The organism is Sphingomonas sp. BK345 (assembly GCF_014193845.1).
Classification (GTDB): domain Bacteria; phylum Pseudomonadota; class Alphaproteobacteria; order Sphingomonadales; family Sphingomonadaceae; genus Sphingomonas.
Window position 1 is genome coordinate 580,726 of the sequence record NZ_JACHZX010000001.1, and the last position, 25,430, is coordinate 606,155.

Here is a 25,430-nt window from a genome sequence, read left to right on the forward strand (position 1 = left end):
CCATCCAACCCACCTTCCCGCCCCCGCCGCGATCGGGTAGACGCGCGCGCATGCTCAACCTCAACGGCATCACCGTGCGCCTCGGCGGGCGCACGATCCTCGACGGCGCGACCGCGGCGCTGCCGCCCGGCAGCCGCGTCGGCCTGATCGGGCGCAACGGCGCGGGCAAGTCGACGCTGGTGCGCGTCATCGCGGGCCAGCTCGAACCCGACGACGGCTCCGCGGACATGCCCAAGGGCGCGCGGCTCGGCTATATCGCGCAGGAGGCGCCCGCGGGCGACGCCACACCCTTCGACACGGTGATCGCCGCCGACCTCGAGCGCGCCGCGCTGATGATCGAGAGCGAGACGTGCGAGGATCCCGACCGGCTCGGCGACGTCTACGAGCGGCTGATCGCGATCGACGCTTATACCGCCCCCGCCCGCGCCGCGCAGATCCTGATCGGCCTCGGCTTCGACGAGGAGATGCAGCAGCGCCCGCTCGACAGCTTCTCGGGCGGGTGGAAGATGCGCGTCGCGCTTGCCGCCCTGCTCTTCTCCCAGCCCGACCTGCTCCTGCTCGACGAGCCGTCGAACCACCTCGATCTCGAGGCGGTGATGTGGCTGGAGGACTTCCTCAAGGGCTATCCCGCGACGATCGTCGTGGTCAGCCACGAGCGCGACTTCCTCAACAACGTCGTCGACCACATCCTTCACCTCCAGGGCGGCAAGATCACGCTGTACCCGGGCGGCTATGACGCGTTCGAGCGCCAGCGCGCCGAGCGCATGGCGCAGCTGGAGGCAGCGCGTGCCAACCAGGCGGCGCAGCGAGAGAAATTGCAGTCGTACATCGCCAAGAACTCGGCCCGCGCGTCGACCGCCAAGCAGGCGCAGAGCCGGCAGAAGATGCTCGCCAAGATGCAGCCGATCGCGGAGATGGCGAACGATCCGACGCTGTCGTTCGGCTTCCCCGATCCGAGCGAGCTGCGTCCGCCGCTGATCACGCTCGATCTCGCCAGCGTGGGTTATAACGCGACCCCGATCCTCAAGCGGCTCAACCTGCGGCTCGATCCGGACGATCGGATCGCGCTGCTCGGGCGCAACGGCAACGGCAAGACCACGCTGGCGCGGCTGCTCGCGGCGCAGCTGACCCCGCTGGAGGGCGCGATGAACGCGACCCCCAAGATGAAGGTCGGCTATTTCACGCAATATCAGGTCGAGGAGCTCGACACCGACGACACGCCGCTCGAGCATATGACGCGCATCATGAAGGGCGCGACGCCCGCCGCGGTGCGCGCGCAGCTCGGCCGCTTCGGCTTCTCGGGCGACAAGGCGACCACCAAGGTGGGCAAGCTCTCCGGCGGCGAGCGCGCGCGGCTGGCGCTGGCACTGATCACGCGCGAGGCGCCGCACCTGCTGATCCTCGACGAGCCCACCAACCACCTCGACGTCGACGCGCGCGAGGCATTGGTGCAGGCGCTCAACGCCTATTCGGGCGCGGTGGTGCTGGTCAGCCACGACCGCCACATGCTCGAACTCACCGCCGACCGGCTGGTGCTGGTCGACGAGGGCACCGCGCGCGAGTTCGACGGCAGCCTCGACGATTACATCGCCTTCGTGCTCAAGGGCGATCCCGCCAAGCCGGGGATGAGCAAGGCCGAGCGCAAGGCCGACAAGAAGGCTGCGGCGGAGCGGCGCGACCGCGACGCCGCCTTGCGCAAGACGGTGCGCGAGCTGGAGGCGGAGATCGCGCGGCTTACCGCGGAGCGCTCTGGCATCGAGCGCGCGATGGCGGACCCGGGCGGCGCAGACCCGCGCTGGCGCGGCAAGCCGATGGGCGAGCTGAGCCGGATGCGCGGCGACGTGCAGGCGGTGCTCGACACGGTCGAGCTGCGCTGGATGGAGGCGAGCGAGACGCTGGAAAGCGCGAACTGAGGGGGCGGCTGGGGTTCAATCCTCCCCTGAAAGGGGAGGTGGCGCGCGTAGCGCGACGGAGGGGTGACCCCGTCGGCGAGCGTCGCTCGGCTCACCACCGGCGACACCCCTCCACCATGCTCTTCGGGCGCGGTCCTCCTCCCCTTGCAGGGGAGGAATGAAGGGGCTTACTCGCCCGCTCCCTCCGCGCCTTCATCCTCGCCGCCGCGCTCGAACCAGGCCTCGACCGGGCCCGTGAGCTTGATCGTCAGCGGACGGCCGTGGCGGTCGACCTTCTTGCCGAGCGCGACGCGAATCCAGCCCTCGGACATGCTGTATTCCTCGACGTCGCGGCGCTCGACGCCCTTGAAGCGGATGCCGACCCCGCGCTGGAGCGCGGCCTGGTCGAAGTGCGGGCTCGACGGGTCGATCGAGAGATGGTCGGGAGGCGTGTCGGTCATGGCGCGGCGCCATGCCGCAATCTGCACGCTCAGGCCAACAAAAAACGGCGCGGGATCGCTCCCGCGCCGCCCGATGGGTCAGTAGCCGTAACCGTAGTAACCGCGCGGCCGATCATAGTCGCGGTAATAACCGCGCGGCTCGTAGTAATAAGCCCGCGGCGGCGGGGCATATTCGCGATAATAGACGCGGGGCGGCGGCGCCGGGTAATAGCCGCGGTCATAATAGCCCCGATCGGCGTAATAGTCGCGGTCGTAGCGGTCATAGTAACGGTCACGGTTGTTGCTCGACGCGATCGCCGCGCCCAGTCCCAGCCCGATCACGCCGCCGATCAGCGCGCCCGCCGCCGTATCACCGCCGCGGTCGCGATGGCGCCAGTAGCGCTGCGCCTGGGCAGGCGCGGCGCTGGTCAGCGCGGTTGCGACCAGCACGGTGGCGAGCCCCGCCTTCTTCCACAGTCCCGACATCTCAAGACCTCCTCAACTCGGTTCGCATGATGGGTCCAACGCAGAGTGATGCGAGCCTGTTGCGGGAGTTAACCGAGCCGCGGTGAACCGTGCCGGAATGTGGCGTTCATCGAGCGTCTAGGTGGCGGGCGTGTTCGGGCAGGCCACGTCCGATCGCTCAGCCCGCGCGCCGCGCCGAGAAGAAGTCGCGGAGCAGCATCGCCGACTCGCCCGCACCGATGCCGGCATAGACTTCCGGGCGATGGTGACAGGTCGGCTGCGCGAAGAAGCGCGGCCCGTGCTCCACCGCGCCGCCCTTGGCGTCGTCCGCGCCAAAATAGAGCCGTGCGACCCGCGCGTGCGCGATCGCGCCAGCGCACATCGCGCAGGGTTCGAGCGTCACCCAGAGGTCGCAATCCTCCAGCCGGTCGCGGCCGAGCGCGCGCGCGGCGGCGCGAATCGCGAGCATCTCGGCATGGGCCGTCGGGTCACAGAGCGCGCGCGGCGCGTTGGCCGCCACGGCGACGACCTGTTCGCCGCACATCACCACGGCCCCCACCGGCACCTCGCCGCGCGCCGCGGCGTCACGCGCGGCGTCGAGCGCCTGACGCATCGCGGGAGGCAGCGGGAACATGCCGGCGCACCTAGCGTGCCGCGCGCTCCTCGACCACCCCGAGCGGCTCGACGCCGCTCAGGGTCAGCGCTGCTCGCCGGGCTTCTGGATGTCCACCTTGGGCACTTCGACCGTCTTGTTCTCGGTGCCGACGCTGACCTTGGCGACGTCCGCCTCGAACTTGGGCGCCTGGCCGCCCTCGAGCCGCGGCAGCTGCGCGGTCTGCGTCTGATCGAACTTGACGAACCCCAGCATCATCGCGGCGAGCAGCACCAGGGCCGCGATCCCCACCAGAGCGAGCAACATGCGCATGTGATATCCTCCCGATCGGTACGTTAGCGCAACAACGCTTGTGCCGCTACAACGCGCCGCCGGGAGCGAGGTTGCCGCTGGCCCGAGTTGGCCGAACGCGTGATCGCTTGACCGATCCGCCGCCGCGGGCTATCGCGCCCCACTTTCCGGGCAACCGATATTCAGGATCGATCACATGTCGCGCATCTGCGAGCTGACCGGCAAGGGCCGGCAGGTGGGGCACAACGTCTCCCACGCCAACAATAAGACCAAGCGCACGTTCCTGCCGAACCTGCAGAACGTCACGCTGCTGTCGGACGCGCTGGAGCGTTCGGTGTCGCTGCGCGTCTCGACCCACGGGCTGCGCTCGGTCGAGCATAACGGCGGGCTGGACAACTGGCTGGTCAAGACCTCGGACGACAAGCTGTCGCTCAAGGCGCGTCGCCTGAAGCGCGATATCGTGAAGAAGCGCGCAGCCGCCGTCGCGGCCTGATCCGCTTCTCCGATCCGATCGATCGCGGCCCGCCGTCCCCGTGACGGCGGGCCGCTTCGCGTGCGCGGCTCAGCCGAGCCAGCGGAACTTGGCGAGCACGGTCGGGCGCCAGCGTGACATGTCATTGTCGGTGACCACCCAGATCATCGTCGCGCCGCGCTCCACCGTCACCGCTATGCCCTCGGCATTCTCCCGCTCCATGATCGGGCTGAGATCGGCCACGATCGGTCCGGCGAGCAGCGCGCCGGGGCGGATCGAGTCGCGCGCGATCCGCACCAGCACCGAGTCGAATCGCAGCGGTGGGAAGTGCCAGCGCCGGTTGAGCACCAGCACATCGCCGTTGGGCAGCACGGCGGCGTCGCTCGGCGCGAAGCCCTCGGGCGGGCGATAGTGTAGCGGTCTGCCATAGTCGCCGGACACGGTCGGATCGCCGTCGAACAATAACGCGTTGCGCGGCTCGATCATGCCCCGCCAGCCTTCCTGGATAACGAGGAAGCGGCCGTCATTGAGCCGTACCAGCGATTCGGGTCCGGTATTGGCGCCCCAATAGCGCATCGGTCGGGGCGCCACTGCGCCCAGCGCGTGTTGAAGGTCGGGGGCGTAGCGCCAGATCGCGTTCACGCGCTCGTAGCCGATCCAGACGACGCCCGTGGTCCGGTCGAGCACCAGCGATTCGCTGTCTCTATCCTCCTTCATCCAGCCGGTACCGGGCCCCTCGCGCAGCGTGACGATCGCGCGCTTGCGAAGGTGCCGGCCCGCGATGCTGAGGCGAAGAAACTGGCCGCCGTCGCTCAGCAGCACCGCCTCGTCACCGCGCAGCGCCAGCGCCGAATAGCCGCCGAAGGCATGGTCATCCGAGCTGAGCGCGAGTGCGCCGACCGGTTGGAGCAGGCCGATCCGTCGTGGCCAACCGCCCGCCGGCGCGAGCCAGCGCGCCCGCACCGTGGCGTCGGGTGACAGGACCGGCAGCCGCGCCTCGCCCGTCCAGCCCGGCACCAGCAGCAGCACCGCGAGCAGGGAGAGGAACCAGCGCATCGCGGCGCTCTACGGGAGGCATGCCGCGGGGGAAAGGAGGATGAACCTTCGATAACGGGCGCATTCAGGGTCGGCTCAACGCGACTCGAGCATAACCGCATCATCGACGGGAAGCCCCGCCGACCGGAACAAGCAAACGGGAGATGACAGATGTTCAAGAATCTCGCTCTGGCTGGCGCCGCGCTCGCGATGGGTACCGCCGCGATCGTGCCGACCGCCGCCGACGCGCAGCGTTACGGCCGCTATGACCGCGACTATCGTGACTATCGCTACGATCGCAGCAGCTACCGCGACTATGACCGCCGCGGCGACTCACGCCGGTACAATTACAACCAGCGCTGCTCGGGCGGCACCACCGGGACGGTGGTTGGCGCGATCGCCGGCGGCCTGCTCGGCCGGGTGATCGACTCGCGCGGTGACCGCACGCTCGGCACGGTGCTGGGCGGTGTCGGCGGCGCGGTCGCGGGCAACGCGATCGAGAAGTCGAACAACCCGCGGTACTGCCGTTAACTTCTTGCGGTTACAGGGGCGGGCGTGGCCGAGCGGCCTCACCGTCCCGACCGCCACGAGTTCCCTCGCGTAGAGTAGGAGGGCGCGGGTCCGGTACCTTCGGGTGCCGGACCCGTAGTCATGTGGCGGGCGACCGCCGCCTCACTGATAATGGCCGAGCCGCTCGAATCCCGAGTTGGTCTTCGCCATCTTCATCAGCTTGCGGATCTGCCCGCGCGCGTGACGGTCGAACTTGCGATCGTCGTAGACGCCGCGCCAGATGAACTCGTCCTTGTCCTGCAGCGCCTTCAGCGCGGCGGTCAGCGAATCCTGGCTGTCGCTCGCCCCACCGCGCAGCAGCGCCGCGCACACCATCTCCTCGGCCGCGGCCTGGTCGCAATCGTCGTGGCCCACGCGGCCGTGGCGTTCGGCGGTGACCTGGTCGGCGCGCGCCGCCTCGATCCGGCGCTCCAGCCAGAGGCGCACCGCAGCTGCGTCCCACACCGCCGCCATCATGCCTCCTCCGCGTCCGCGGCGAGCACCCGCGCGATCTCGTCTTCGCCCAGGCCGAACACCGCGGCGAGTCCGGCGACGCTCGCGCCGCGCGCCGCGAGCGTGCGGATCCGCTCGCCGTCGACCAGCGTAGCATAGCCGCTGACGTCGCGGTCCTGCCGCACCACGTCGCGCCGCCCCGAGCCGCGCTTGCGCTCGGCGGCGGCGCGATGCGGGTCGCGCTCGGCCAGCGCCGCCGCGGCCTCGCGGCGCGAGCGGCGCGCCGCCTCGCGCTCCTGCGCCTGCGCCTCGCGTGCGGCCGCGCGCGACTCGAGCCGTGCCGTCATCGCCTCGGCGCGCATCGCGGCGCGTGCCTCGCTCGACCGGGCGCGCTCCTCGGCGCTCGGTCCGGCGTCGCGGCATTCGCCAGCCATCACTGCTCCGCCCCGGTTCCAGCTGCTGTCGACCAACGTGCGCTCCATCGGCGCCCGATGCGCCGTCGTCTGCTCCTACGGCCAGCCCGGAGCGGCAGGCAACCCGCGCCCACGCGCCTGTCGCTTTCACCGCCACGACGCGGTACGGAGCGCGCCATGCATTTCCTCGATCAGGCAAAGATTTTCGTGCGCTCGGGCGCGGGCGGCCCCGGCGCGGTCAGCTTCCGGCGCGAGAAGTACATCGAATATGGCGGCCCCGACGGCGGCGACGGCGGCAAGGGCGGCGACATCGTCTTCGAGGCGGTCGCCGGGCTGAACACGCTGATCGACTTCCGCTACACCCAGCATTTCCGCGCGCCGCGCGGCACCGGCGGATCGGGCAGCAACCGCACCGGTGGGGGCGGCAAGGACCTCGTCATCAAGGTGCCGGTCGGCACGCAGATCCTCGCCGACGACGAGGAGCGCACGCTGCTGGCCGATCTCACCAAGGTGGGCGAGCGGATCGTGTTCCTGCGCGGCGGGGACGGCGGGCGCGGTAACGCCAGCTACAAGACCTCGACCAACCGCGCGCCGCACCAGCACGGCACCGGCTGGCCCAGCGACGAGGCCTGGGTATGGCTGCGGCTCAAGCTGCTCGCCGACGCGGGGCTGGTGGGCTTGCCCAACGCGGGCAAGTCGACCTTCATCAACCAGGTCACCAACGCCCAGGCCAAGGTGGGCGCCTATGCCTTCACCACGACTCGTCCGCAGCTCGGCGTGGTGCGCCACAAGCAGCGCGAATTCGTCGTCGCCGACATCCCCGGGCTGATCGAGGGCGCCGCCGAGGGCGCGGGCATCGGCGACCGCTTCCTCGGCCATATCGAGCGCTGCCGCGTGCTGCTCCACCTCATCGACGCCAATGACGACGACGTGGCGGAGAGCTACCGCATCGTGCGCGACGAGCTGGCAGCCTATGGCGGCGGGCTCGAGGACAAGCCCGTCGTGGTCGCGCTCAACAAGATCGACACGCTCGACGACGAATTGATCGCGGCGCTGGCGGCGGAGCTGGAGGAAGCGAGCGGCGCCGAGGTGATCCCGCTCTCGGGCGCGAGCGGCGTCGGTGTCGACTGGGCGCTCGACAAGTTGCTCGAGGCGATTCCGACGAGCGGGTCGCCGGTCGACGACGACGGCGAGGAGGAAGCGCTGGAATGGTCGCCGCTGCGGGGGTGAGACGAGGACGGTAGAGGGCATCATACCCTTTCCTGCCGTCATCCCGGACTTGGTCCGGACTCACCAGCCCGCAGGCATCGCCGCACTTGAGTGCGCGGCGCCGTGGATCCCGGACCAAGTCCGGGATGACGGCAGTGGCAGGTCGACTATTCGTGAGGATAACGCGCCGCGCTTACGCCGCTATGATGGTGAGAGTATGTCCGCGGGCATCATGCCAATCTACGCGCCGCTCACGGCCGAGCCCTTCCTCTCGATCGACTTCGGCGAGGAGAAGGCGGAGCTCGACCGCGGCGTCATTCGGATCATCACTGGCGCGACCAAGCGCCATGGCGAAGTGGCCGGCAACGTCCTGACCTTTCTCGCGACCAGCCTACGTGGTTCGGGGTTCGCCGCCTATTCCTCGCAGCTGGCGACACGCATCGGCGACCTTTCGGTACGACGACCCGACGTGGCCGTCTTCCACGGCAAGAGCGACCCGTCCTACGACAACGAGCGCGCCTTCGCCGATCCTTACGTCCTCTTCGAGGTCATCTCCGGCAGCACCGTGCGTACCGATCTCACCGTCAAGCTGGAGGAGTACAGAGCCCTTCCCAGCGTCGACACGATCGTGTTCGTCGACATCGCGGCCGAGCGCCTGCGCGTGCTCCAGCGCACCGGGCCGCGCGCATGGAACGACGTCGCGCATGACTCGCTGCTCGATCTCGCCCTGCCCGCGCTGAACCTCACCCTCCCTCACGCCGAGATCTTCGCGCGCGATTGAGCCCGGCGCACGCGCGCGCTACCGCTCGCCGCGCCATGTCGCTGTTCCCGCCCACCGCCTGCCCGCGCCTGATCGTCAAGATCGGCTCGGCGCTGCTCGTCGACGACGCCGGCGGCGTGCGCCGCGCCTGGCTCGAGACGATTGCCGCCGCCATCGCCGAGCGCGTCGCCGCCGGGCAGCAGGTCGCGGTGGTCTCCTCGGGCGCGATCGCGCTCGGCGCACGCCGGCTCGGTCTCGCCAAGGGCGGGCGCGCCAGCCTGGAGGACGCGCAGGCGGCCGCCGCGACCGGGCAGATCGCGCTCGCCGGCGTGTGGGCCGAGGTGCTCGGCGCGCGCGGGCTGACCGCGGCGCAGATGCTGGTGACACTCGGCGATCTGGAGGAGCGGCGCCGCTACCTAAACGCCGCGGCGACGCTCAACCGCTTGCTCCAGCTCGGCGTCGTGCCCGTGATCAACGAGAACGACTCGGTCGCCACCGAGGAGATCCGCTTCGGCGACAACGACCGGCTCGCCGCGCGCGTGGCGCAAGCCGCGGCGGCGCAGGGCGTGGTGCTGCTCTCCGACGTCGACGGCCTGTACGACCGCAACCCCGCGCTGCCCGGCGCTCAGCACATCGCCCGCGTCGAGCGCATCGACGCCGCGATCGAGGCGATGGCCGATCGCGGCTCGGCCTCGGGCATGGGCTCGGGCGGGATGGTCTCCAAGATCGCGGCGGCGCGGATCGCCAATGCCGCGGGCGCGGCGCTCGCGATCGCCTCGGGGGGCGCCGAGGCGCCGCTGTCGGCCGCGGCGCGGCACACGCTCTTCGTCGCCGAGCGCGCCGCGCCCGCGCGCAAGGCGTGGCTCGCCGGCGGGCTGACCGCGCGCGGCGCGCTCCACGTCGACGCCGGCGCGGCGCGCGCGCTGACCGAGGGTCGCAGCCTGCTCGCCGCCGGGGTGACGCGGGTGGAGGGCGAGTTCGCGCGCGGCGATCTCGTCACCATCGAGGGCCCGGCGGGAACGATCGCGCGCGGCCTCGCCGAATATGACGCCGGCGAGGCGGCGCGACTGCTCGGACGGCGCAGCGACGAGCAGGCGGCGATCCTCGGCTATGCCCCGCGCGCCGCGCTGGTCCACCGCAACCATATGGCGCTGCTGTGATCCTGGCGCTGACCGGCGCGACCGGCTTCGTCGGCGGCGCGCTGCTGCAGCAGGCGCTCGCCGCCGGACACCAAGTGCGCGCGCTGGCGCGGCGGGCGCAGGCGGAGCGGGACGGCGTGACCTGGGTGGCGGGCGCGCTCGACGAGGCGGCGGCAGTCTCGGGGCTGGTGTCGACCGCCGACGCGGTGGTCCATGTCGCCGGCGCGGTGAACGCACCCGACCGCGCCGGCTTCGCCGCTGCCAACATCGAGGGCACGCGAACCGTGGTCGAGGCGGCCAAGGTTTGGGGAGTCGCGCGCTTCGTCCACGTCTCCTCGCTCGCAGCGCGCGAGCCGAGGCTGTCGAATTACGGCTGGTCGAAGGCGGGCGCGGAGGCGGAGGTGGCCGCCAGCGGGCTCGACTGGACGATCGTCCGCCCGCCCGGCGTCTACGGCCCGGGCGACATGGAGCAGCGCGACCTGTTCCGCGCGGCGCGGCGCGGCATGGTGCCCTTGCCCCCCAACGGCCGGCTCTCGATCATCCACGTCGACGACCTCGCGCGGTTGCTGCTGACGCTTGCCGAGCGGCCGGGAACGGGTGCGCACGCCATCTACGAGCCCGCCAGCCCCGACGGCGCGCTGCGCTACACCGAGTTCGCGCGCGCGATCGCCGCCGCGGTCGGTCGCCGCGCGCTGCCGCTGCCGCTGCCCGCCGCGCTGCTCCGCCTCGCCGCGCGCGGCGACGCGCTGTTCCGCGGTTCGGGCGCAAAGCTGACGGCCGACCGCGTGGCTTATATGGTCCACCCCGACTGGACCGCCGATCCGGCCCAGGCGCCCCCGGCCGAGCTGTGGCGCGCGCGGATCGGCGCGGCGGAGGGGCTGGCCGCCACGGCGCGATGGTATCGCGCCCAGGGCCTGCTATAGCGCGGCCCGACATCCGCCGCATTTCAAGGCCACAGCCGAGCCCATGACCGACCGCAGCACGATCCTCGACACGCTCCGCACGCAGATCGAACCCTTCAACAAGAAGGGCATCGAGATCACCGAGGCGACCACCTTCCAGGGCGATCTGGAGTGGGACTCGCTCACCGTCATGGACTTCGTCGCCGCGATCGAGGACGAGTTCGACATCATCATCACGATGAACATGCAGGCCGAGATCGAGACCGTGGGGCAGCTCGCCGACGCGGTCGAGAAGCTGCGGGGCTGAATACGATGACCGAGACCGGCCTCCAGCCCGAGGCGCTGCCCGAGACCGTCGCGCCCGCGCCGACCGCGCACGACCTGTTCGCCAAGTTCGACCCGCTGATCGCCGAGCGCGACAAGCTGATGTCGTCGGGCGTGCGCGATCCCTTCGGCATCGTCATGGAGGAGGTGCGCTCGCCCACCACCGCGGTGATCCGCGGGCAGGAGACGATCCTGCTCGGCACCTACAATTACATGGGCATGACCTTCGACCCCGACGTGATCGCGGCGGGGAAGCGCGCGCTGGAGCAGTTCGGCAGCGGCACCAATGGCAGCCGCATGCTCAACGGCACCTTCCGCGACCATGTCGACGCCGAGGACGCGCTGCGCGAGTTCTACGGCGCCGCGCACGCGATGGTGTTCTCCACCGGCTATCAGGCCAACCTCGGCGTGATCTCGACGATCGCGGGCCGCGGCGAATATGTCATTCTCGACGCCGACAGCCACGCCTCGATCTACGACGGCTGCAAGATGGGCGACGCCGAGATCGTCCGGTTCCGCCACAATTCGGTCGAGGACCTCGACAAGCGGCTCGGCCGTTTGCCCAAGGAGCCGGGCAAGCTGGTCGTGCTCGAGGGCGTCTACTCGATGCTGGGCGACATCGCGCCGCTGCGCGAGATGGTCGCGGTGGCGCGCAAGCACGGCTGCATGGTGCTGGTCGACGAGGCACACTCGATGGGCTTCTTCGGCGAACACGGCCGCGGCGTGTACGAGGAGCTGGGCCTGACGCTCGGCGACGACGTCGATTTCGTGATCGGCACCTTCTCCAAGTCGGTCGGCACCGTCGGCGGCTTCTGCATCTCGAACCATCCCAAGTTCGAGGCGCTACGCCTGTCCTGCCGCCCGTACATCTTCACCGCCTCGCTGCCGCCGTCGGTGGTCGCCACCGCCGCCACCTCGGTGCGCAAGCTGATGCACGCGCACGACAAGCGCGCGCGGCTGTGGGACAATGCGCGGCGGCTGCACGGCGGGCTCAAGACGCTGGGCTTCCGCCTGGGCACCGCGGCGCCCGACTCGGCGATCGTCGCGGTGATCCTGGAGGACCAGGAGCAGGCGGTGGCGATGTGGCAGGGGCTGCTCGAGGCCGGGCTGTACGTCAACGTCGCGCGCCCGCCCGCGACGCCGACGGGCACGTTCCTGCTGCGCTGCTCGATCTGCGCCGAGCACAGCGCCGAACAGATCGACCGCGTGGTCGCGATGTTCGCCGCGGCGGGTCAGCAAGTCGGGGCGATCACGGCGGCCTGAGCCGGGCGTTTTAACCTTTAGTAAGGTAAACGGCGGTAAACCGCCGCCGGTGACCGACGAGGACGCCGAGCGCGGAGGCCCGACCTCCACCTGGGGGACGATCGCCCTGTGGGTGTTGGGCCTGCTGGGCGTCGCGGTGCTCGCCGCGCTGCTGCTGACGCTGCGCGAGGCCAATCATCGCCGCGACGACGCGCTGGCGGCGCAACGCCACAGCTACGACGTGATGATCCTGGTCCGCACGCTGCAGGGCACGATCGCCCGCTCGGAGGCATCGCTGGGCCGCTACGTCATCTCGGGCGACCAGCAGCTCGGGCGGCTCTATTTCGAGGACTGGCGCCGCGCCGACGAGACGATCGACCGGCTCGAGAAGCTGACGCACGACAATGCCGTTCAGTCGCGCCACCTCGGCGAGATCCGCGACGCTTTCCGCGAGCGCGGCGACGAGCTCGCGCTCACCGCGCTGAACACCAACTATCGCAAGAACAACCAGGCGCTGGCGCGCTTCTACCACAGCAGCAAGGCCGACTCGCTGACGCGAATCAACGAAGGGCTCGACGCGCTGGTGGCGCAGGAGCGCGTGCTGCTCGAGGCGCGCACCAGCCACGCCCAGGCCTCGGTGCGGCGATCGAGCATCATCGCCAAGGTGCTCGCCGCCTTCGGGCTGCTGCTGGTGGTCGGGGTGATCTGGCTCGGTTGGGCGGTGGTGTCGGCGCTGTCCGAGCATGCGGTGGCGCGCGCCGAGGCCGACGCGCAGCGCGACCGTGCGGAGGAACTCGCCAGCGCAGTGGCGCAGGCGACCGAGGAGCTGCGCGCGCAGGAGGCGCGCCTGCGCCAGATTCAGAAGATGGAGGCGGTGGGCCAGCTGACCGGCGGCATCGCGCACGACTTCAACAATATGCTCGCGGTGGTGCTGGGCGGGATCGAGCTGGCGCAGCGCGCCGTGACGATCGACCCGAAGACCGCCGCGCGCCATCTCTCGAGCGCGCACGACGGCGCCCAGCGTGCCGCCGCGCTCACCCAGCAGCTGCTCGCCTTCGCGCGCGAGACCGCGATCAACCCCGAGCCGATCGCCGCCGCGCCGCTGTTCGAGGGGCTCGCGGACCTGATCGGGCGAACGCTGGGCGACGGCGTCACGGTCCGGTTCGGCGACGAGAGCGACGGCTGGTGCACGCGCGCCGACCGGGTTCAGCTCGAGAACTCGCTGGTCAACCTCGCGGTCAACGCGCGCGACGCGATGGAGGGGCGCGGCACGCTCACGATTCGCGCGCTGCGCCGCACCGTCGCGAGCGCGGATTACGTCGCGCTCGCGGTGAGCGACACCGGCTGCGGCATGACACCCGACGTGGTCGAGCGCGTGTTCGAGCCCTTCTTCACCACCAAGCCGGTCGGCAAGGGCACGGGTCTGGGGCTGAGCCAGGTCTTCTCCTTCGCGCGCGGACTGGGCGGCGACGTGTCGGTCGACTCGGTGGTGGGGCTCGGCACCACGGTGACGCTGCTGCTGCCGCGCGAGCGCGCGCAACCCACGGCGTCCGCACCGCTGATGCCCGTCAGCGCGGCGCCGGTCGCGCCCGTGCAGAACCCGGCGGGCCTGCACATCCTGGTGGTGGAGGACGACCCACGCGTGTTGCCCGCGACGATGGATGCGCTCAGCGAGCTGGGGCATCATCCCCGCGCGTGTGACGACCCGACCCGCGCCGCCGCACTGCTCGCCGGGATGGACCGGGTCGACCTGATCCTCTCCGACGTGCTGATGCCGACGCTGACGGGCCCCGAGATGGTCGCCGAACTGGCCGCGACCCACGCGCGCGTGCCGGTGCTGTTCGTCACCGGGTTCGCGGGCGGCGCCGACGAGGCGATCGACCTCGGAGGGCACCCGGTGCTGCGCAAGCCGTTCACGCTCGCCGCGCTGGAGCGCGCGGTGGCACAGGCCGCGGCCGCGCGGCGGGAAGCGCGCGCGGCGGCGTAGGGAAGCGAGATCCTGCCCTTGAAGGGGAGCAACCGTCTTTCAGGCGGTCCAAGGCTGATCATGTTTGAGCGTGGCGTTGAGGGTGGTGAAGGGCTTTCGGTTGGCGGCGACGACGCTGAGCTTGGATGGCTTGCCGGCTTCGGCGATGCCCCGTTTGAAGGCCTTCATGACGGGCTAGTGCTGACCGGTCACAAGGGCGGCCATGTAAGCGGCGTCGTGCAGCGGTTTGCGGCCGGCGGTGCGTCGCTGGCCACGGGTGGTGCCGCTCTCGCCGTCGAGCGCGGCGAGCGCGGCGAGCGCGGCGGATTCGTAGTCGCCGCAGGCCTCCAGTCCGACCGCTTCGGACTTCAGCCCCGCCACGTGCCGCACCCAAGCCTGGATACCCTCGTCATCGTTGGAGAAGCTCAACCACTCCTGGCTCGGCCACAGGCGTAGATGGGGCCTGGCCTTGCTCACGTCGCTCCCGACGAACACCGGCTGAGACGTCATCTTTGCTCCCTTCGTCGCGCGTGCGGGGTAGAACCCCTCGCAACCGTGCGGGCTGATGAAGATCCGTCCGGGCCATGCTCCCCTGCGGTCTCGGCAACCTGGATGGTAAAACGCGCTCGCGAACGGCGCGGGGTGGGTCACCGCCTACCCAACCCGCAACCGCCTCTATGCCTCATTCTTGAGATACAAGGCGTCAACGCGTCAGCGCTGACGGAGGGGTTTCGCCGGTCTTGAGTCCACCTGCCCCTCGTCGACCGGCTCATCCGTCCGTGAGCGCTGACGCGCTGCCGTGCGGGGGAGGATCAATCGCACACCGTTTCTGGGAAGGTCCCGGCGCCCAGGAGCGCGGCGCAGAGCCATAGCTGCGAAGGCGCACAGGTCACGATGTACCCCATCTCGCCTCCTCCCCCCCGTCACTTCGCCGCGAAGGCGGCGCGCAGGAAGCCGTCGCTCTTGCGCAGCATCTCGGCGCGTGCGCGGTCGTCGTCGAGCTGGTGGTCCAATCCCTCGTACACCACCAGCATCGAGGCCTTGCCCGCGCCGCGCAGCCTCTTGTCCATCAGCTTCGACTGGCCCACCCCGACGTTGAGGTCGCGGTCGCCGTGGAACAGCAGCACCGGCGCCTTGAAGCGGTCGGCGTGGCGCGCGGGCGAGCCCTTGCCGATATTCTCGCCCGAGCCGATCTGGCGTTCGACCATGGCGTGGTTGCTGAAGCCCTCGCTCTCCTGCTTGGTGCGGCCGAGGTCGGTCACCGGCGCGATCGCCACCACCGCCTTGAACAGGTCGGGGTCGACGACGTTGCTCTGCAACGCGGCATAGCCGCCGTAGGACCAGCCGACGATGCCGAGCTTGGCCGGATCGGCGATCCCCTGCTTGACCAGCCAGCGCCCCGCGTCGCTGACGTCGCCGATCGCCAGCTCCCACGAGCGGAAGCCGTTGTTGGCGAACCAGGCGTCACCGTAGCCGGTCGAGCCGCGGAACTGCGGCTGGAGCACCGCATAGCCCGAGGCGGCGAAGAACTGGACGAGCCAGTCGAAACCCCATTCGTCGCGATAGGCTGGCCCACCGTGCGGCATCACGATCGCGGGCAGCCCCTTGGTCGCGCCGCCGGGTGGCAGCGTGAGATAGGCGGGCACCATCGTGCCGTCCACCGCGGGGAACTTGACCGAGGTCATTTGGCCGAGCGGCACACCCTCCAGCTCGGGACGCGCCGCGATCAGCGGGTCGAGCGTGCGCTTGGCCTTGGTGTAGAGGTAATACATGCCGGGATCGACGTCGCTGCCGGCATAGACCAGCAGCCGGCTCTCGTCCGCGGTGGCACCGACCAGGCCGATCAGCGGCGACTTGGGCAGCGCCTTCGCCAGCTTGGCGGCGAGCGTCTTGTACTCCGGATCGAAATAGTCGGTCTGGCGACGATCGGTCACGTAGGTGGCGCCGATCACGCGCCCGTGCCGCCCGATCCGCGCGATTCCGCCGACATCGACCTCGGGATTGCTCCACACCAGGTTCGCCTTCATCGAACCGTCGAGCGCCACGCTGTAGAGCGCGAGTCGCCCGTCGAGCCGCCGGGTCGCGAACGCCACGTCGCGCGTGCCGTCGACCGCGAGCGGCTCGAGCACGCTGGGGCCGTCCTGGCGCGAGGTGCTGAACGGCTTCCACGCGTCCTGGCCGGTCGCGCGATAGCTGTAGACGGTGTCGCCCTTGAGCTCGCCGTCCTCGCGCCGCGGCATCGTCTCGCGGACGCGGATGTGGCCCTGGCCGTCGGCCAGCCAGTCCTCGGCGTCGGCCACCGGGCGCTCGATCAGCTGCGCCTTGCCCGTGCTGCTGTCGACCAGCTCGACGCCGAGCCCGTCGCGCGACACCGAGCTGGCGTTGAAGCCGTCACCTCGCTCCGGGATGAAGTCGCGCTGCATCAGCACCCAGCCGTCGCCCCCGCGCCAGTCGATCACGTCGCCGTCGAACTGGTTGAGGCGGGTCGCGCCGAGCCGGCTCTTGCGGCCGAGGTACAGCGGGTGGCCGCCGTCGGCGTCGAAGGCGAACAGCCGCGAATAGCCCACCTGCTTGTCGTAATAGTCGGCGACGCCGCGGAACTTGCAGACGAGCCGCGCGGAGGAGGCCCAGCCGCACATCGACGGGGTCAGTCGCTCGCCGTTGCCGAGGTCGACCATCTCCTCGCGCTGCTTCGCGACGTCGATCAACCGCACCGCGCTGCCGCGTCCCGAGGTCGCGCTGATATAGGCGATGTGCGCGCCGTCGGGCGCCAGGCTGACCTGGCCGACATGCTCGCGCGCGCCGAAGCGGCTCGCCAGATCGCCCGTGGTGGGCGCCGCCGGCGCCGACGCGCCGTCCGTCCCTGCCGGCGCCGCGCTCGCGGCCTGGCCGGCGAACCCCGCGAGCAGCGCGCACAGCGCCGCCCCCGTCTTCCCCTTCATCACATCTTCCCCCTGTTCCCCATCACAAATCTATCCGGCGCCGCGCGCGCCGCAAGGCCCGCGTGGACAGCGCTGAGCCAGCTTGGCATGAGGCGCCGGTATCCTCCCGGAGTACGTCCATGCGCCTGCGTCTCTCGTCCCTGTCCCTGCTCGCGCTCGCCGCGGCGAGCGCCGCCGCGGCGCAGACGGTGCCGACCGCGCCGATCGCCGAGCAGACACTCAAAGAGGTGACGAAAGAGTTATCGTCGGACGCGTACGAGGGCCGCGCGCCGGGCACCGCGGGCGAGGAGAAGACGGTCGCCTATCTCGCGAAGCGCTTCGCCGCGGCAGGGCTGAAGCCCGGGAACAAGGGCAGCTGGTTCCAGGACGTGCCGCTGGTCGAGCTGACCGCGCGCAACGTCTCGCCGCTCGTCTTCAAGGGCGCGGGCGCGCCGCTCAGCCTCCAGTACGGGCCGCAGATGGTGGTGGGCAGCCATCGCATTGCCCCAAGCGAGGAGGTGAAGGACAGCGACGTCGTCTTCGTCGGTTACGGCGTCAACGCGCCCGAGAAGGGATGGAACGACTATGCCGGGGTCGACGTGCGCGGCAAGACGGTGCTGATCCTCATCAACGATCCCGACTGGCGCACGCCCACCGTCGGCGGCACCTTCAACGGCCGCGCGATGACCTATTACGGGCGCTGGACCTACAAGTTCGAGGAGGCGGCACGACAGGGCGCCGCGGCCGCGCTGATCGTCCACCAGACCGAACCCGCGGCCTACGGCTGGAACGTGGTTCAGTCGAGCTGGACCGGCGCGCAGCAGGTCGCCGACGCGGCCGACGGCCATGCCGACCAGAGCGCAGCGATCGGCTGGATCCAGTACGACCAGGCGAAGGCGCTGTTCGCGCGCGAGAAGCTCGACTTCGACCAGCTCGCCGCCGCGGCCGCGCGCAAGGGCTTCCGCGCCGTGCCGCTCAAGGGTGTGACCGCCTCGGTGTCGTTCGACGAGACGGTGCGCAAGCACATGTCGCGCAACGTCGTCGGCGTGCTGCCGGGCAAGACCCGCCCCGACGACTACGTCCTCTACAGCGCGCACTGGGACCATCTCGGCCATTGCGAGGCCGCGCCCGACGGCGACGACATCTGCAACGGCGCGATCGACAATGCCAGCGGCACCGCCGCGCTGGTCGCGCTCGCCGAGGCCAACGCCAAGGCCGGGCCGGCGGCGCGCAGCCAGGTCTTCGTCGCGGTGACGGGCGAGGAATCGGGGCTGCTCGGCTCCGAATATTACGCCGCCAACCCGCTCTACCCGCTCGCGCGCACCGTCGGCGGGGTCAATATGGACGCGCTGTCGCTCGCCGGCCCGGCGAAGAACGTGGTGGTGGTCGGCAAGGGCAAGTCCGAGCTCGACGCGTACCTCGACGCGGCGCTCAAGGCGCAGGGACGCTATGCCTCGGACGAGCCCACGCCGGAGAAGGGCTTCTACTATCGCTCCGACCATTTCAGCCTCGCCAAGCGCGGCGTGCCGATGATCTATTTCGACGCGGGCGACGATCTGGTGGCGGGCGGCAAGGCCGCGGGCGCCGCCGCGGCGAAGGACTATGAGGAGCACCGCTACCACGGCCCCAAGGACGAATATGATCCGAACTGGAACTGGGCGGGGACGGTGCGGGACGTGCAGCTCTATTACTCGATCGGTCGCGCGCTGGCCGAGAGCGACGCCTGGCCCAACTGGGTCGCGGGCGACGAGTTCCGCGCGATCCGCGACCGCAGCCGCGCCACCGCGCGCTGAACAGGAGTGACGACCGTGTCCCGTACCCCGCTGCCCGAATGGGCGCCGCACCAGGCGGTGTGGATCGGTTTCCCGAGCCATCCCGAGCTGTGGCAGGACGATCTCGACCAGGCGCGCGACGAGGTCGCCGCCTTCGCGCGCGCGGTCCATGCCGAGGGGCGCGGCGAGCAGGTGCTGCTCGTCGCCGCCGACGCCGAGGCGGCCCCGGCGGCGCGCGCGCTCGCGCCCTTCGCCGAGGTGCTGGTGCAGCCGTTCGGTGACATCTGGCTGCGCGACACCGCCCCGATCGTCGACGGCGACGGGCGCGCGCGCGACTTCCAGTTCAACGGCTGGGGCGGCAAATACGACCTGCCCGGCGACGACGACATCGGCGCGCGGCTGGCGCGCGCGCGCGGGCTGATCGTGCTGCCGTGCGAGTGGGTGCTCGAGGGCGGCGCGATCGACGGCGACGGCACCGGTCTGGTCGTCACCACCGAGCAGTGCCTGCTCAACCCCAACCGCAACCCCGCGCTGACCAAGGAAGCGGTGGAGCGCCGGCTCGCCGCGGACCTGGGCTACACGCGCGTGCTGTGGCTGGGCGACGGGCTGCTCAACGACCATACCGACGGCCATGTCGACAACCTTGCGCGCTTCGTCGGCCCGAACCGGCTGGCGCTGCCGGTCGGCGCGGAGAACGACCCGAACTGGCGCGTCTACCAGGACGCCGCGGCGCGCGCGCGCGCCGCGGGGGTGGAGGTGGTCGAGATCCCCTCGCCCGGCCGCGTGCTACGTGACGAGGAGGTGGTGCCGGCGAGCTACATGAACTTCTACATCGGCAACGCCGCGGTGGTCGTTCCAGTGTACGGCACGCCACAGGATGAGGCGGGCGTCGCCGCCGTGCGCGCGCTCTTCCCCGATCGCGAGGTGGTCGGGCTGCGCGCCGACGCGATCCTGACGGGGGGCGGCAGCTTCCACTGCATCTCGCAGCAGATCCCGGCGTAAGAAGGGGTAGCGGGGCGCGGGAGGAGGCGGAACGAAGCCGGGGGTCGCTCTCTGCTAGCGGGTTACTCCTCCGCCCCTCCCGGCACCTCTCCACCATACTCCCCGCCCGTATCTCTCCGCCATCGCGCCTCTCCGCCCACCGTCCCTCTGCCTTTTGGCTCGTCGCCTCTCGCCCCCCCTCGTCATCCCCGCGCAGGCGGGGATCCATAGACGCTGACGTGGCGGCCCTTGCACGAGCGTCAGCGTGTCTGGATCCCCGCCTTCGCGGGGATGACGTTAGGGGCGTGAGGGGGAGGAACAGGGACGTGGATGGGGGGGAGCATGACCAGGCGGGCACGGAGCAGGCGTCGCCTCTCCCACTCACATCACCCCCGTGACGAACCCCGCGCGGCAGCCTAGCCTCGCCCCACCAAAACAGGGGGCAACATGCCGAGAATACTCGCCGTCACACTCGCACTCGCGCTCGCCGCCGGGGCCGGCGCGCAACAGCCGGCCCCGCCCGCGGCGTCCGCCACGCCCGTACCGACGCTCATCTACGTCCACGCCGGCCAGCTGCTCGACCGGCCCGGCGAGCGCCCGCGCGGTCCCAGCACCGTGATCGTGCGCGACGGCGTGATCGCCGAGGTGCGCGACGGGCTCGTCCCGCCGCCCGCGGGCGCGCGGCTGGTCGACCTGTCGCGTGAATTCGTCCTGCCGGGACTGATCGACATGCACGTCCACCTCTGGGGCATCGGCGGCGACCCGCTGCGCGAGCGGCTGACCCGGCTCAACACCGACTCGGCCGACGACCTGATGACGGCGGTGGTCAACGCGCGCCGCACGCTCGAGGCGGGCTTCACCACCGTGCGCGACCTCGGCGGTGATCCGCGCGGCATCCGCGCGCTGCGTGACGCGGTCGAGCGCGGCGACGTGGTCGGGCCGACGATCGTCAACGCCGGGTCGATGATCTCGGTGACCGGCGGGCACGGGGACGGCGGCAACGGACTCGCCGAGGAATGGGCCGACGCGGTGCACGCGCATCAGATCAACGTCTGCGACGGGCCGGACGACTGCCGCCGCGCGGTGCGCGCGCAGGTCGGGCTGGGCGCCCAGGTGATCAAGTTCGCTGCGACCGGGGGCGTGCTGTCGAACGTCGCCGGCGGGCTCGGCCGCGCGATGACGCCCGAGGAGATGCGCGCCATCGTCGAGACCGCGCACGCGCTGGGGCGCAAGGCCACCGCGCACAGCCACGCCGCCGAGGGCACCAAGGCGGCGCTGGAGGCGGGCGTCGACTCGGTCGAACACGCCAGCTACCTCGACGACGAGACGATCCGGCTGTTCAAGGCGCATAACGCCTATCTGGTGCCGACCGAGATCGCGCCGCTGGCGGCGCTCGCGCAGGCGCGCGCCGGTGCGCTGCCGCCGGCCACCATCCCCAAGGCCGAGGCGGCGGCGGCGGCGCTCCACGCCAACCACAAGAAGGCCTGGGCGGCGGGGGTGAAATTCGCCTTCGGCACCGACAGCGGCGTGTCGCGCCACGGCGACAACGCCACCGAGTTCGCGCACCTCGTCGACCTCGGCATGACCCCGGCGCAGGCGATCCGCAGCGCGACCGTCGCGGCGGCCGACCTGCTCGGCCGCGACGACCTGGGCGTGATCGCGCCGGGCAAGCGCGCCGACCTGATCGCGGTCTCCGGCTCGCCGCTCGACGACGTGCGTCGACTGGAGGCCGTCGACTTCGTCATGCACCGCGGGGTGGTGGCGAAGGGTGGGTGAGCGGAGAGTAAAACCCCTGACCCGTTCGTGCTGAGGAGGCACTGAGCTTGGCGAAGGGCCGTCTCGAAGCACCTGATGCCGCAGACGGTAAAGGCGCTTCGAGACGCGACTTCGACGGGCTCAGCCGCTCCTCAGCGCGAACGGAGCGCCACTCCCTCACTGCGTCCGCACCGCCACACTTGAGCCCGCGCGCGCACCCGGATAGACGCGCCCCCTCACCCGATCAGGGGCGAACCTCGCCGTCCGCCGCAGTGCGATTCGCCTGCGCCCGCGGGCGGCGTCATATTTTCGAGGAAGACAGTGAGATGGCGGAAGAGCGGGGCGAGGGCATGGGCGGCGGTGCGGTCGCGGCGGACGAGCTGCGGCTGCTGATCGAGCGCGCCGAGCGGCTCGAGGAAGAGAAGAAGGGCATCGCCGACGACATCAAGGACGTCTTCGCCGAGGCCAAGAGCCGCGGTTATGACGCCAAGGCGATCCGCCAGATCATGAAGATCCGCAAGCAGAAGCGCGAGGAGTACCAGGAGGAGCAGTCGATCCTCGAGGTGTACATGCAGGCGCTCGGGATGCTCTGATCGCCGAAACGGGTCACGATCGCTGCCGCGTTAACGGCTTCTTCGCGCCGCCGGTGGCATAGCCGCCATCTGGTTCAGCGATGAGGGAATGCGACGACGGTGCTCGCGGCGCTACAATCTGGCTTTCGCCCGCGCGAGGAGCGGATCACGGTCCTGATCCCGTCGCGGATGCGGCTGGGGGCGAAGTGGGTCGACGTCGTCATTCACAACGTTTCGTCGCGCGGGCTGATGGGCGGTTGCGACGAGCCGCCGCAGTCCGGCAGCTATGTCGAGATCCGCCGCGGCACGATCGTGATCGTCGGCCGCGTGCAATGGGCCAAGGGCCGCTTCTTCGGCATCAAGTCGCAGGAGCGGCTGTCGGTCAAGGCGCTGGTCGACGAGCCGCGGCTCGCCAGCCGGCCGCAGCAGAAAGCCGAGCCGGACGCCGGCGAGCGCCGCGCCGAGCGCCGCCTCGCGCACGAGGCGCAGATGGCGCGCCAGGTGGAGCGCTCGCGCGCCTTCGCCTCCGCCTTCCAGTTCATCGTGATGGCACTCGTCGGCGTGACGCTGGCGGTGATCGCGGCGCAGGGCGTCTACGGGCTGCTCTCGCGCCCGGCCGACGCGATCGGCGCGGCGCTCGAGGGGAAGTAGGGAGGCCGACTGGCGCCTGCACACGCTGTGCGGTGCGGACGCGTTCTCGCCGGACGATCGCGTGAAGGGATCAGCAGCGGCACCTGCGCCGACCTCCCACTTGCGTCATCCTGAACTCGTTTCAGGATCTACCGTCCCGCGAACGCCTCGCCTGTTGGGTCAGCGGCACAGTGGATCCTGAAACGAGTTCAGGATGACGGCGGGACGACGTCGACGATCGCGTCGACGGCGCACTCGCCTCAGCTCGGCGTGATCGGCGGCGATGCCATCTCGGCACGGATCTCCGCCACCAGGTCCTTGCGGCTGAGCTTGCCGATCATCGTCTTGGGCAAGGCGGCGCGCACCACCACGCGGTCGACGCGCTCGTGCTTGCCCAACTGCGGGTTGAGCCAGTCGCGCAGCGCCGCGCCGTCGATCGCGCCCGCCTCCTCGGTCAGGGTGACATAGGCGCGCGGCACCTCGCCGCGATAGGTATCGGCCATGCCGATCACCAGCGCCTCGCGCACCGCCGGATGATGGTAGAGGATCGCCTCGATCTGGCTCGGGAAGACCTTGAACCCGCCGACCGCGATCATGTCCTTGAGCCGGTCGACGATGGCGATGAAGCCGTCCGAGTCGATCGTGCCGACGTCGCCGGTGCGCAGCCAGCGCCGCCCCTGCGAGTCGAGCGCGAAGGTGGTCGCGTCGGCGTCGGGACGGTTCCAATAGCCCGCCATGATCTGCGGGCCCAGCGCGACGATCTCGCCGGGCTCGCCCGGCGGCGCCTCGCGCGTGGCATCCTCCTTGTCGACCAGCCGGATGCGGGTCGACGGCAAGGGCTGGCCGATCGTGCCGGGCTTCTGCGGCGGATCATAGGGGTTGGTGGTGAGCACGCCGGTGCTCTCCGACAGGCCATAGCCCTCCACCAGCGTCGAGCCGGTCGCCGCCTCCCAGCGCACCTTCAGCTCGGCGTTGAGCGGCGCGCCGCCCGAGATGCAGACGCGCAGGCTGGTCAGGTCGGTCTTGGCCAGCGAGGGATGGTCGAGCAGCGCCTGGTACATGGTCGGCACGCCCGGCAGCGAGGTCGGTCGCGTCCGCGCGATCGCGGCTAGCGCCTGGCCGGCGTCGAAGCGCGGCAGCAGCACCATCTCGCCGCCGGTCACGATCGTGCGGTTCATCACGCAGGTGTTCGCGAAAACGTGGAACAGCGGCAGCACGCCGAGGATGCGATCGGTCTGGTCCCGGTGCGGGTCGAGGCAGGCCACCTGGCGAGCGTTGGCCGAGACATTGGCATGGGTCAGCATCGCGCCCTTGGGCACGCCGGTGGTGCCGCCGGTGTACTGGATCAGCGCGACGTCGCGCTCGGGCGCGATTGCGGCAGGGGGCAGCGCGCCGTCGTTGGCGATCAGCTGCGAGAAAGCGAGCACGCGCGGGTCGGCCGGGCGCGGCGCCACCTCGCGCCGCTTCAGCAGGCGGTAGGCGACCGACTTGGCGGGTGGCAGCACACCCGCGACCGAGCCGACCACCAGCCGCTCGAGCCCGCTCTTGTCGAGCACCGCCAGCGCGTTGGGCAGCAGCGCGGTGGCGGAGAGGGTGAACAGCAGCCGCGTGCCCGAGTCCTCGACCTGGTGGCAGAGCTCGTCGACGGTGTAGAGCGGCGAGAAGTTGACGACGGTGCAGCCCAGCCGCAGCGCGCCGTGATAGGCCGCGAGATAATGGGGCGTGTTGGGCAGGAACAGCCCGATACGATCGCCCTTGCCATAGCCGAGCGCGGCAAGGCCGGTGGCGACACGCCGCACGCCGTCGGCGAGCTCGTCGTAGCTATAGTGGCGCCCGAGGAAGTCGATCGCGGGGCGCGAGCCGTGCTGGCGTACCGAATCCTCGAACAGGTCGATCATCGATCGCGGCGCGAAGCCGGTGGCCCAGGGCACCGGGTGGCAATAGGCGTCCTGCCAGGCGTGCTCGTCCGTCATTGACATCGCTGTAAGCAACCGCGCCGCCAGCGACAAGCGGTCAGCGTACCAGATATTCTCCGAGCAGGACGACCGCGGCGGCGAGCGGGCGCAGCGCGGGGGCGGCGTCGGCTGTCACGCGCGGCAGATGCGCGCCGTCGGCATGGATCGTGAGCGTGCCGATCATCGGCGTCTCGCGGTGCGCCATGGCGAGCAGCAGCAGCGCCAATCCGCCGATCACGGCGCGGCGGCGACGAAGGTCTGGCGGCTGGGTCATGACAGGACTCGCTGTGGTGTGTGCGGAGCTTAGCGTGGCCGTACCGATGCGGGAAGCGGGGGTGTAAGGAAGCGTCGCGCGCCGGCGCCGGATGAGACGTAGGGTTGCCTGGAGCCGTCATCATGCCAGTACGGCGCCCCCCTCCGCCGTTCCGTCGCCGGGGTTCGCCGAGACGCTCGTCGCTGACCGCGCCCGCTTCCTCCTCCGTCATCCCTGCGAAAGCAGGGATCCAGACGCGTGGAGCGCCGTGAGAAGAACAGAACGTCAGCGTGTCTGGATCCCCGCCTGCGCGGGGATGACGAATGGAGGGGTGAGACAACCGCTTTTCGACAGGTCTTCTGTACGAGGCGCCCAGCTCGGATCAGTCAGGCTCCCGCCCTCCACGCCGCGCCGCGCCACCATGGA

General features: G+C 70.7%; 27 protein-coding genes. 15 read left to right on the forward strand and 12 right to left on the reverse strand.

Annotated features, from left to right (window positions below; genetic code table 11):
- Positions 1–50 precede the first annotated feature (50 nt).
- Complete coding sequence (locus FHY03_RS02580) at positions 51–1,913, forward strand: ABC-F family ATP-binding cassette domain-containing protein (RefSeq protein ID WP_183928554.1); 1,863 nt, start codon at positions 51–53, stop codon at positions 1,911–1,913.
- Positions 1,914–2,080: 167 nt separating this feature from the next.
- Here FHY03_RS02580 and FHY03_RS02585 read toward each other — a convergent pair whose 3' ends face one another.
- The 4 genes from FHY03_RS02585 to FHY03_RS02600 all read right to left on the reverse strand — a co-directional run bounded on the left by FHY03_RS02585 (position 2,081) and on the right by FHY03_RS02600 (position 3,716).
- Entirely contained in the window at positions 2,081–2,353 is a 273-nt protein-coding gene (locus tag FHY03_RS02585; RefSeq protein ID WP_183921701.1) for a DUF3297 family protein, read from the reverse strand.
- A gap of 78 nt (positions 2,354–2,431) precedes the next feature.
- Positions 2,432–2,818, reverse strand: coding sequence for a hypothetical protein (locus FHY03_RS02590; protein ID WP_183928556.1), 387 nt, complete (start codon positions 2,816–2,818; stop codon positions 2,432–2,434).
- Positions 2,819–2,975: 157 nt separating this feature from the next.
- Complete coding sequence (locus tag FHY03_RS02595; RefSeq protein ID WP_260158619.1) at positions 2,976–3,431, reverse strand: nucleoside deaminase; 456 nt, start codon at positions 3,429–3,431, stop codon at positions 2,976–2,978.
- Positions 3,432–3,494: 63 nt separating this feature from the next.
- On the reverse strand, positions 3,495–3,716 hold the full coding sequence (locus FHY03_RS02600; protein ID WP_260158620.1) for a hypothetical protein: 222 nt from the start codon (positions 3,714–3,716) through the stop codon (positions 3,495–3,497).
- 181 nt (positions 3,717–3,897) lie between these two features.
- On the opposite strand from FHY03_RS02600, the gene rpmB reads away from it, so the two are divergent.
- Positions 3,898–4,194 carry a 50S ribosomal protein L28 gene (gene rpmB / locus FHY03_RS02605; RefSeq protein WP_183921704.1) on the forward strand — a complete coding sequence of 99 codons (297 nt, stop codon included), beginning with the start codon at positions 3,898–3,900 and terminating at the stop codon, positions 4,192–4,194.
- 69 nt (positions 4,195–4,263) lie between these two features.
- On the opposite strand, the gene FHY03_RS02610 is transcribed toward rpmB, so the two are convergent.
- Positions 4,264–5,229, reverse strand: coding sequence for an esterase-like activity of phytase family protein (locus FHY03_RS02610; protein ID WP_183928558.1), 966 nt, complete (start codon positions 5,227–5,229; stop codon positions 4,264–4,266).
- A gap of 150 nt (positions 5,230–5,379) precedes the next feature.
- Here FHY03_RS02610 and FHY03_RS02615 point away from each other — a divergent pair, with 150 nt between their 5' ends.
- A complete protein-coding gene (locus tag FHY03_RS02615; RefSeq protein WP_183921706.1) occupies positions 5,380–5,739 on the forward strand; it encodes a glycine zipper 2TM domain-containing protein in 360 nt (119 codons plus the stop codon).
- Between the two features lie 141 nt (positions 5,740–5,880).
- Here the strand turns inward: FHY03_RS02615 and FHY03_RS02620 are convergent, their stop codons facing one another.
- Both FHY03_RS02620 and FHY03_RS02625 read right to left on the reverse strand, forming a co-directional pair.
- Positions 5,881–6,231 (reverse strand): hypothetical protein, encoded by a 351-nt coding sequence (locus FHY03_RS02620; protein WP_311721290.1) that lies wholly within the window; start codon positions 6,229–6,231, stop codon positions 5,881–5,883.
- On the reverse strand, positions 6,231–6,644 hold the full coding sequence (locus FHY03_RS02625) for a hypothetical protein (protein ID WP_183928560.1): 414 nt from the start codon (positions 6,642–6,644) through the stop codon (positions 6,231–6,233). The genes FHY03_RS02620 and FHY03_RS02625 overlap by 1 nt, the downstream gene beginning before the upstream one ends.
- Positions 6,645–6,800: 156 nt before the next feature.
- Between FHY03_RS02625 and obgE the strand changes: the two genes are divergently transcribed.
- From obgE to FHY03_RS02660, 7 genes are read left to right on the forward strand one after another with little or no spacing between them, the layout of a single operon-like run.
- A complete protein-coding gene (gene obgE / locus FHY03_RS02630) occupies positions 6,801–7,853 on the forward strand; it encodes a GTPase ObgE (RefSeq protein WP_183921709.1) in 1,053 nt (350 codons plus the stop codon).
- Between the two features lie 49 nt (positions 7,854–7,902).
- Entirely contained in the window at positions 7,903–8,613 is a 711-nt protein-coding gene (locus FHY03_RS02635; protein WP_260158621.1) for a Uma2 family endonuclease, read from the forward strand.
- A gap of 35 nt (positions 8,614–8,648) precedes the next feature.
- Positions 8,649–9,752, forward strand: coding sequence for a glutamate 5-kinase (gene proB, locus FHY03_RS02640; RefSeq protein ID WP_183921711.1), 1,104 nt, complete (start codon positions 8,649–8,651; stop codon positions 9,750–9,752).
- Entirely contained in the window at positions 9,749–10,654 is a 906-nt protein-coding gene (locus FHY03_RS02645) for an NAD(P)-dependent oxidoreductase (RefSeq protein ID WP_183928562.1), read from the forward strand. Before proB ends, FHY03_RS02645 begins: the two co-directional genes overlap by 4 nt.
- Positions 10,655–10,697: 43 nt before the next feature.
- The gene (locus FHY03_RS02650; protein WP_183921713.1) at positions 10,698–10,940 is read left to right on the forward strand and encodes an acyl carrier protein; all 243 of its coding nucleotides are present in this window, start codon (positions 10,698–10,700) and stop codon (positions 10,938–10,940) included.
- Positions 10,941–10,945: 5 nt separating this feature from the next.
- Positions 10,946–12,220, forward strand: coding sequence for a serine palmitoyltransferase (gene spt, locus FHY03_RS02655; protein WP_183921714.1), 1,275 nt, complete (start codon positions 10,946–10,948; stop codon positions 12,218–12,220).
- 49 nt (positions 12,221–12,269) lie between these two features.
- Positions 12,270–14,186, forward strand: a complete 1,917-nt coding sequence (locus tag FHY03_RS02660; protein ID WP_183928564.1) for an ATP-binding protein — start codon at positions 12,270–12,272, stop codon at positions 14,184–14,186.
- A 39-nt stretch (positions 14,187–14,225) separates the two neighbouring features.
- Here FHY03_RS02660 and FHY03_RS20895 read toward each other — a convergent pair whose 3' ends face one another.
- The 3 genes from FHY03_RS20895 to FHY03_RS02670 all read right to left on the reverse strand — a co-directional run bounded on the left by FHY03_RS20895 (position 14,226) and on the right by FHY03_RS02670 (position 17,107).
- The gene (locus tag FHY03_RS20895) at positions 14,226–14,354 is read right to left on the reverse strand and encodes a hypothetical protein (RefSeq protein WP_260158622.1); all 129 of its coding nucleotides are present in this window, start codon (positions 14,352–14,354) and stop codon (positions 14,226–14,228) included.
- Between the two features lie 6 nt (positions 14,355–14,360).
- Positions 14,361–14,675 carry a hypothetical protein gene (locus FHY03_RS02665; RefSeq protein WP_183928566.1) on the reverse strand — a complete coding sequence of 105 codons (315 nt, stop codon included), beginning with the start codon at positions 14,673–14,675 and terminating at the stop codon, positions 14,361–14,363.
- Positions 14,676–15,088: 413 nt separating this feature from the next.
- Positions 15,089–17,107, reverse strand: coding sequence for a S9 family peptidase (locus tag FHY03_RS02670; RefSeq protein ID WP_183928568.1), 2,019 nt, complete (start codon positions 17,105–17,107; stop codon positions 15,089–15,091).
- Positions 17,108–17,226: 119 nt separating this feature from the next.
- Here FHY03_RS02670 and FHY03_RS02675 point away from each other — a divergent pair, with 119 nt between their 5' ends.
- The 5 genes from FHY03_RS02675 (at position 17,227) to FHY03_RS02695 (ending at position 22,817) form a co-directional block, all read left to right on the forward strand.
- Positions 17,227–18,879 carry a M28 family peptidase gene (locus tag FHY03_RS02675; protein WP_183928570.1) on the forward strand — a complete coding sequence of 551 codons (1,653 nt, stop codon included), beginning with the start codon at positions 17,227–17,229 and terminating at the stop codon, positions 18,877–18,879.
- Positions 18,880–18,894: 15 nt separating this feature from the next.
- Positions 18,895–19,860, forward strand: coding sequence for an agmatine deiminase family protein (locus FHY03_RS02680; RefSeq protein WP_183928572.1), 966 nt, complete (start codon positions 18,895–18,897; stop codon positions 19,858–19,860).
- Between the two features lie 426 nt (positions 19,861–20,286).
- Positions 20,287–21,615, forward strand: a complete 1,329-nt coding sequence (locus FHY03_RS02685; RefSeq protein ID WP_183928574.1) for an amidohydrolase family protein — start codon at positions 20,287–20,289, stop codon at positions 21,613–21,615.
- A gap of 305 nt (positions 21,616–21,920) precedes the next feature.
- Positions 21,921–22,187 (forward strand): DUF2312 domain-containing protein, encoded by a 267-nt coding sequence (locus FHY03_RS02690; RefSeq protein WP_132909494.1) that lies wholly within the window; start codon positions 21,921–21,923, stop codon positions 22,185–22,187.
- Between the two features lie 99 nt (positions 22,188–22,286).
- Complete coding sequence (locus FHY03_RS02695; protein ID WP_183928576.1) at positions 22,287–22,817, forward strand: PilZ domain-containing protein; 531 nt, start codon at positions 22,287–22,289, stop codon at positions 22,815–22,817.
- Between the two features lie 239 nt (positions 22,818–23,056).
- Here FHY03_RS02695 and FHY03_RS02700 read toward each other — a convergent pair whose 3' ends face one another.
- Positions 23,057–24,769 carry a long-chain fatty acid--CoA ligase gene (locus FHY03_RS02700; RefSeq protein ID WP_183928578.1) on the reverse strand — a complete coding sequence of 571 codons (1,713 nt, stop codon included), beginning with the start codon at positions 24,767–24,769 and terminating at the stop codon, positions 23,057–23,059.
- Positions 24,770–24,809: 40 nt separating this feature from the next.
- On the reverse strand, positions 24,810–25,025 hold the full coding sequence (locus FHY03_RS02705; protein WP_183921723.1) for a hypothetical protein: 216 nt from the start codon (positions 25,023–25,025) through the stop codon (positions 24,810–24,812).
- Positions 25,026–25,430 lie beyond the last annotated feature (405 nt).

What these genes read in the sequence shown, in the direction of transcription:
- proB (WP_183921711.1), top strand. Translation starts at nt 8,649, where the DNA reads ATGTCGCTGTTCCCGCCCACCGCCTGCCCGCGCCTGATCGTCAAGATC.
- FHY03_RS02650 (WP_183921713.1), top strand. Translation starts at nt 10,698, where the DNA reads ATGACCGACCGCAGCACGATCCTCGACACGCTCCGCACGCAGATCGAA.
- FHY03_RS02595 (WP_260158619.1), bottom strand. Translation starts at nt 3,431, where the DNA reads ATGTTCCCGCTGCCTCCCGCGATGCGTCAGGCGCTCGACGCCGCGCGT.
- FHY03_RS02685 (WP_183928574.1), top strand. Translation starts at nt 20,287, where the DNA reads ATGCCGAGAATACTCGCCGTCACACTCGCACTCGCGCTCGCCGCCGGG.
- FHY03_RS02620 (WP_311721290.1), bottom strand. Translation starts at nt 6,231, where the DNA reads ATGGCGGCGGTGTGGGACGCAGCTGCGGTGCGCCTCTGGCTGGAGCGC.
- FHY03_RS02670 (WP_183928568.1), bottom strand. Translation starts at nt 17,107, where the DNA reads ATGAAGGGGAAGACGGGGGCGGCGCTGTGCGCGCTGCTCGCGGGGTTC.
- FHY03_RS02580 (WP_183928554.1), top strand. Translation starts at nt 51, where the DNA reads ATGCTCAACCTCAACGGCATCACCGTGCGCCTCGGCGGGCGCACGATC.
- obgE (WP_183921709.1), top strand. Translation starts at nt 6,801, where the DNA reads ATGCATTTCCTCGATCAGGCAAAGATTTTCGTGCGCTCGGGCGCGGGC.
- FHY03_RS02700 (WP_183928578.1), bottom strand. Translation starts at nt 24,769, where the DNA reads ATGACGGACGAGCACGCCTGGCAGGACGCCTATTGCCACCCGGTGCCC.
- FHY03_RS02705 (WP_183921723.1), bottom strand. Translation starts at nt 25,025, where the DNA reads ATGACCCAGCCGCCAGACCTTCGTCGCCGCCGCGCCGTGATCGGCGGA.
- FHY03_RS02615 (WP_183921706.1), top strand. Translation starts at nt 5,380, where the DNA reads ATGTTCAAGAATCTCGCTCTGGCTGGCGCCGCGCTCGCGATGGGTACC.
- FHY03_RS02665 (WP_183928566.1), bottom strand. Translation starts at nt 14,675, where the DNA reads ATGACGTCTCAGCCGGTGTTCGTCGGGAGCGACGTGAGCAAGGCCAGG.
- spt (WP_183921714.1), top strand. Translation starts at nt 10,946, where the DNA reads ATGACCGAGACCGGCCTCCAGCCCGAGGCGCTGCCCGAGACCGTCGCG.
- FHY03_RS02690 (WP_132909494.1), top strand. Translation starts at nt 21,921, where the DNA reads ATGGCGGAAGAGCGGGGCGAGGGCATGGGCGGCGGTGCGGTCGCGGCG.
- FHY03_RS02590 (WP_183928556.1), bottom strand. Translation starts at nt 2,818, where the DNA reads ATGTCGGGACTGTGGAAGAAGGCGGGGCTCGCCACCGTGCTGGTCGCA.
- FHY03_RS20895 (WP_260158622.1), bottom strand. Translation starts at nt 14,354, where the DNA reads ATGAAGGCCTTCAAACGGGGCATCGCCGAAGCCGGCAAGCCATCCAAG.
- FHY03_RS02585 (WP_183921701.1), bottom strand. Translation starts at nt 2,353, where the DNA reads ATGACCGACACGCCTCCCGACCATCTCTCGATCGACCCGTCGAGCCCG.
- FHY03_RS02600 (WP_260158620.1), bottom strand. Translation starts at nt 3,716, where the DNA reads ATGTTGCTCGCTCTGGTGGGGATCGCGGCCCTGGTGCTGCTCGCCGCG.
- rpmB (WP_183921704.1), top strand. Translation starts at nt 3,898, where the DNA reads ATGTCGCGCATCTGCGAGCTGACCGGCAAGGGCCGGCAGGTGGGGCAC.
- FHY03_RS02625 (WP_183928560.1), bottom strand. Translation starts at nt 6,644, where the DNA reads ATGGCTGGCGAATGCCGCGACGCCGGACCGAGCGCCGAGGAGCGCGCC.
- FHY03_RS02610 (WP_183928558.1), bottom strand. Translation starts at nt 5,229, where the DNA reads ATGCGCTGGTTCCTCTCCCTGCTCGCGGTGCTGCTGCTGGTGCCGGGC.
- FHY03_RS02675 (WP_183928570.1), top strand. Translation starts at nt 17,227, where the DNA reads ATGCGCCTGCGTCTCTCGTCCCTGTCCCTGCTCGCGCTCGCCGCGGCG.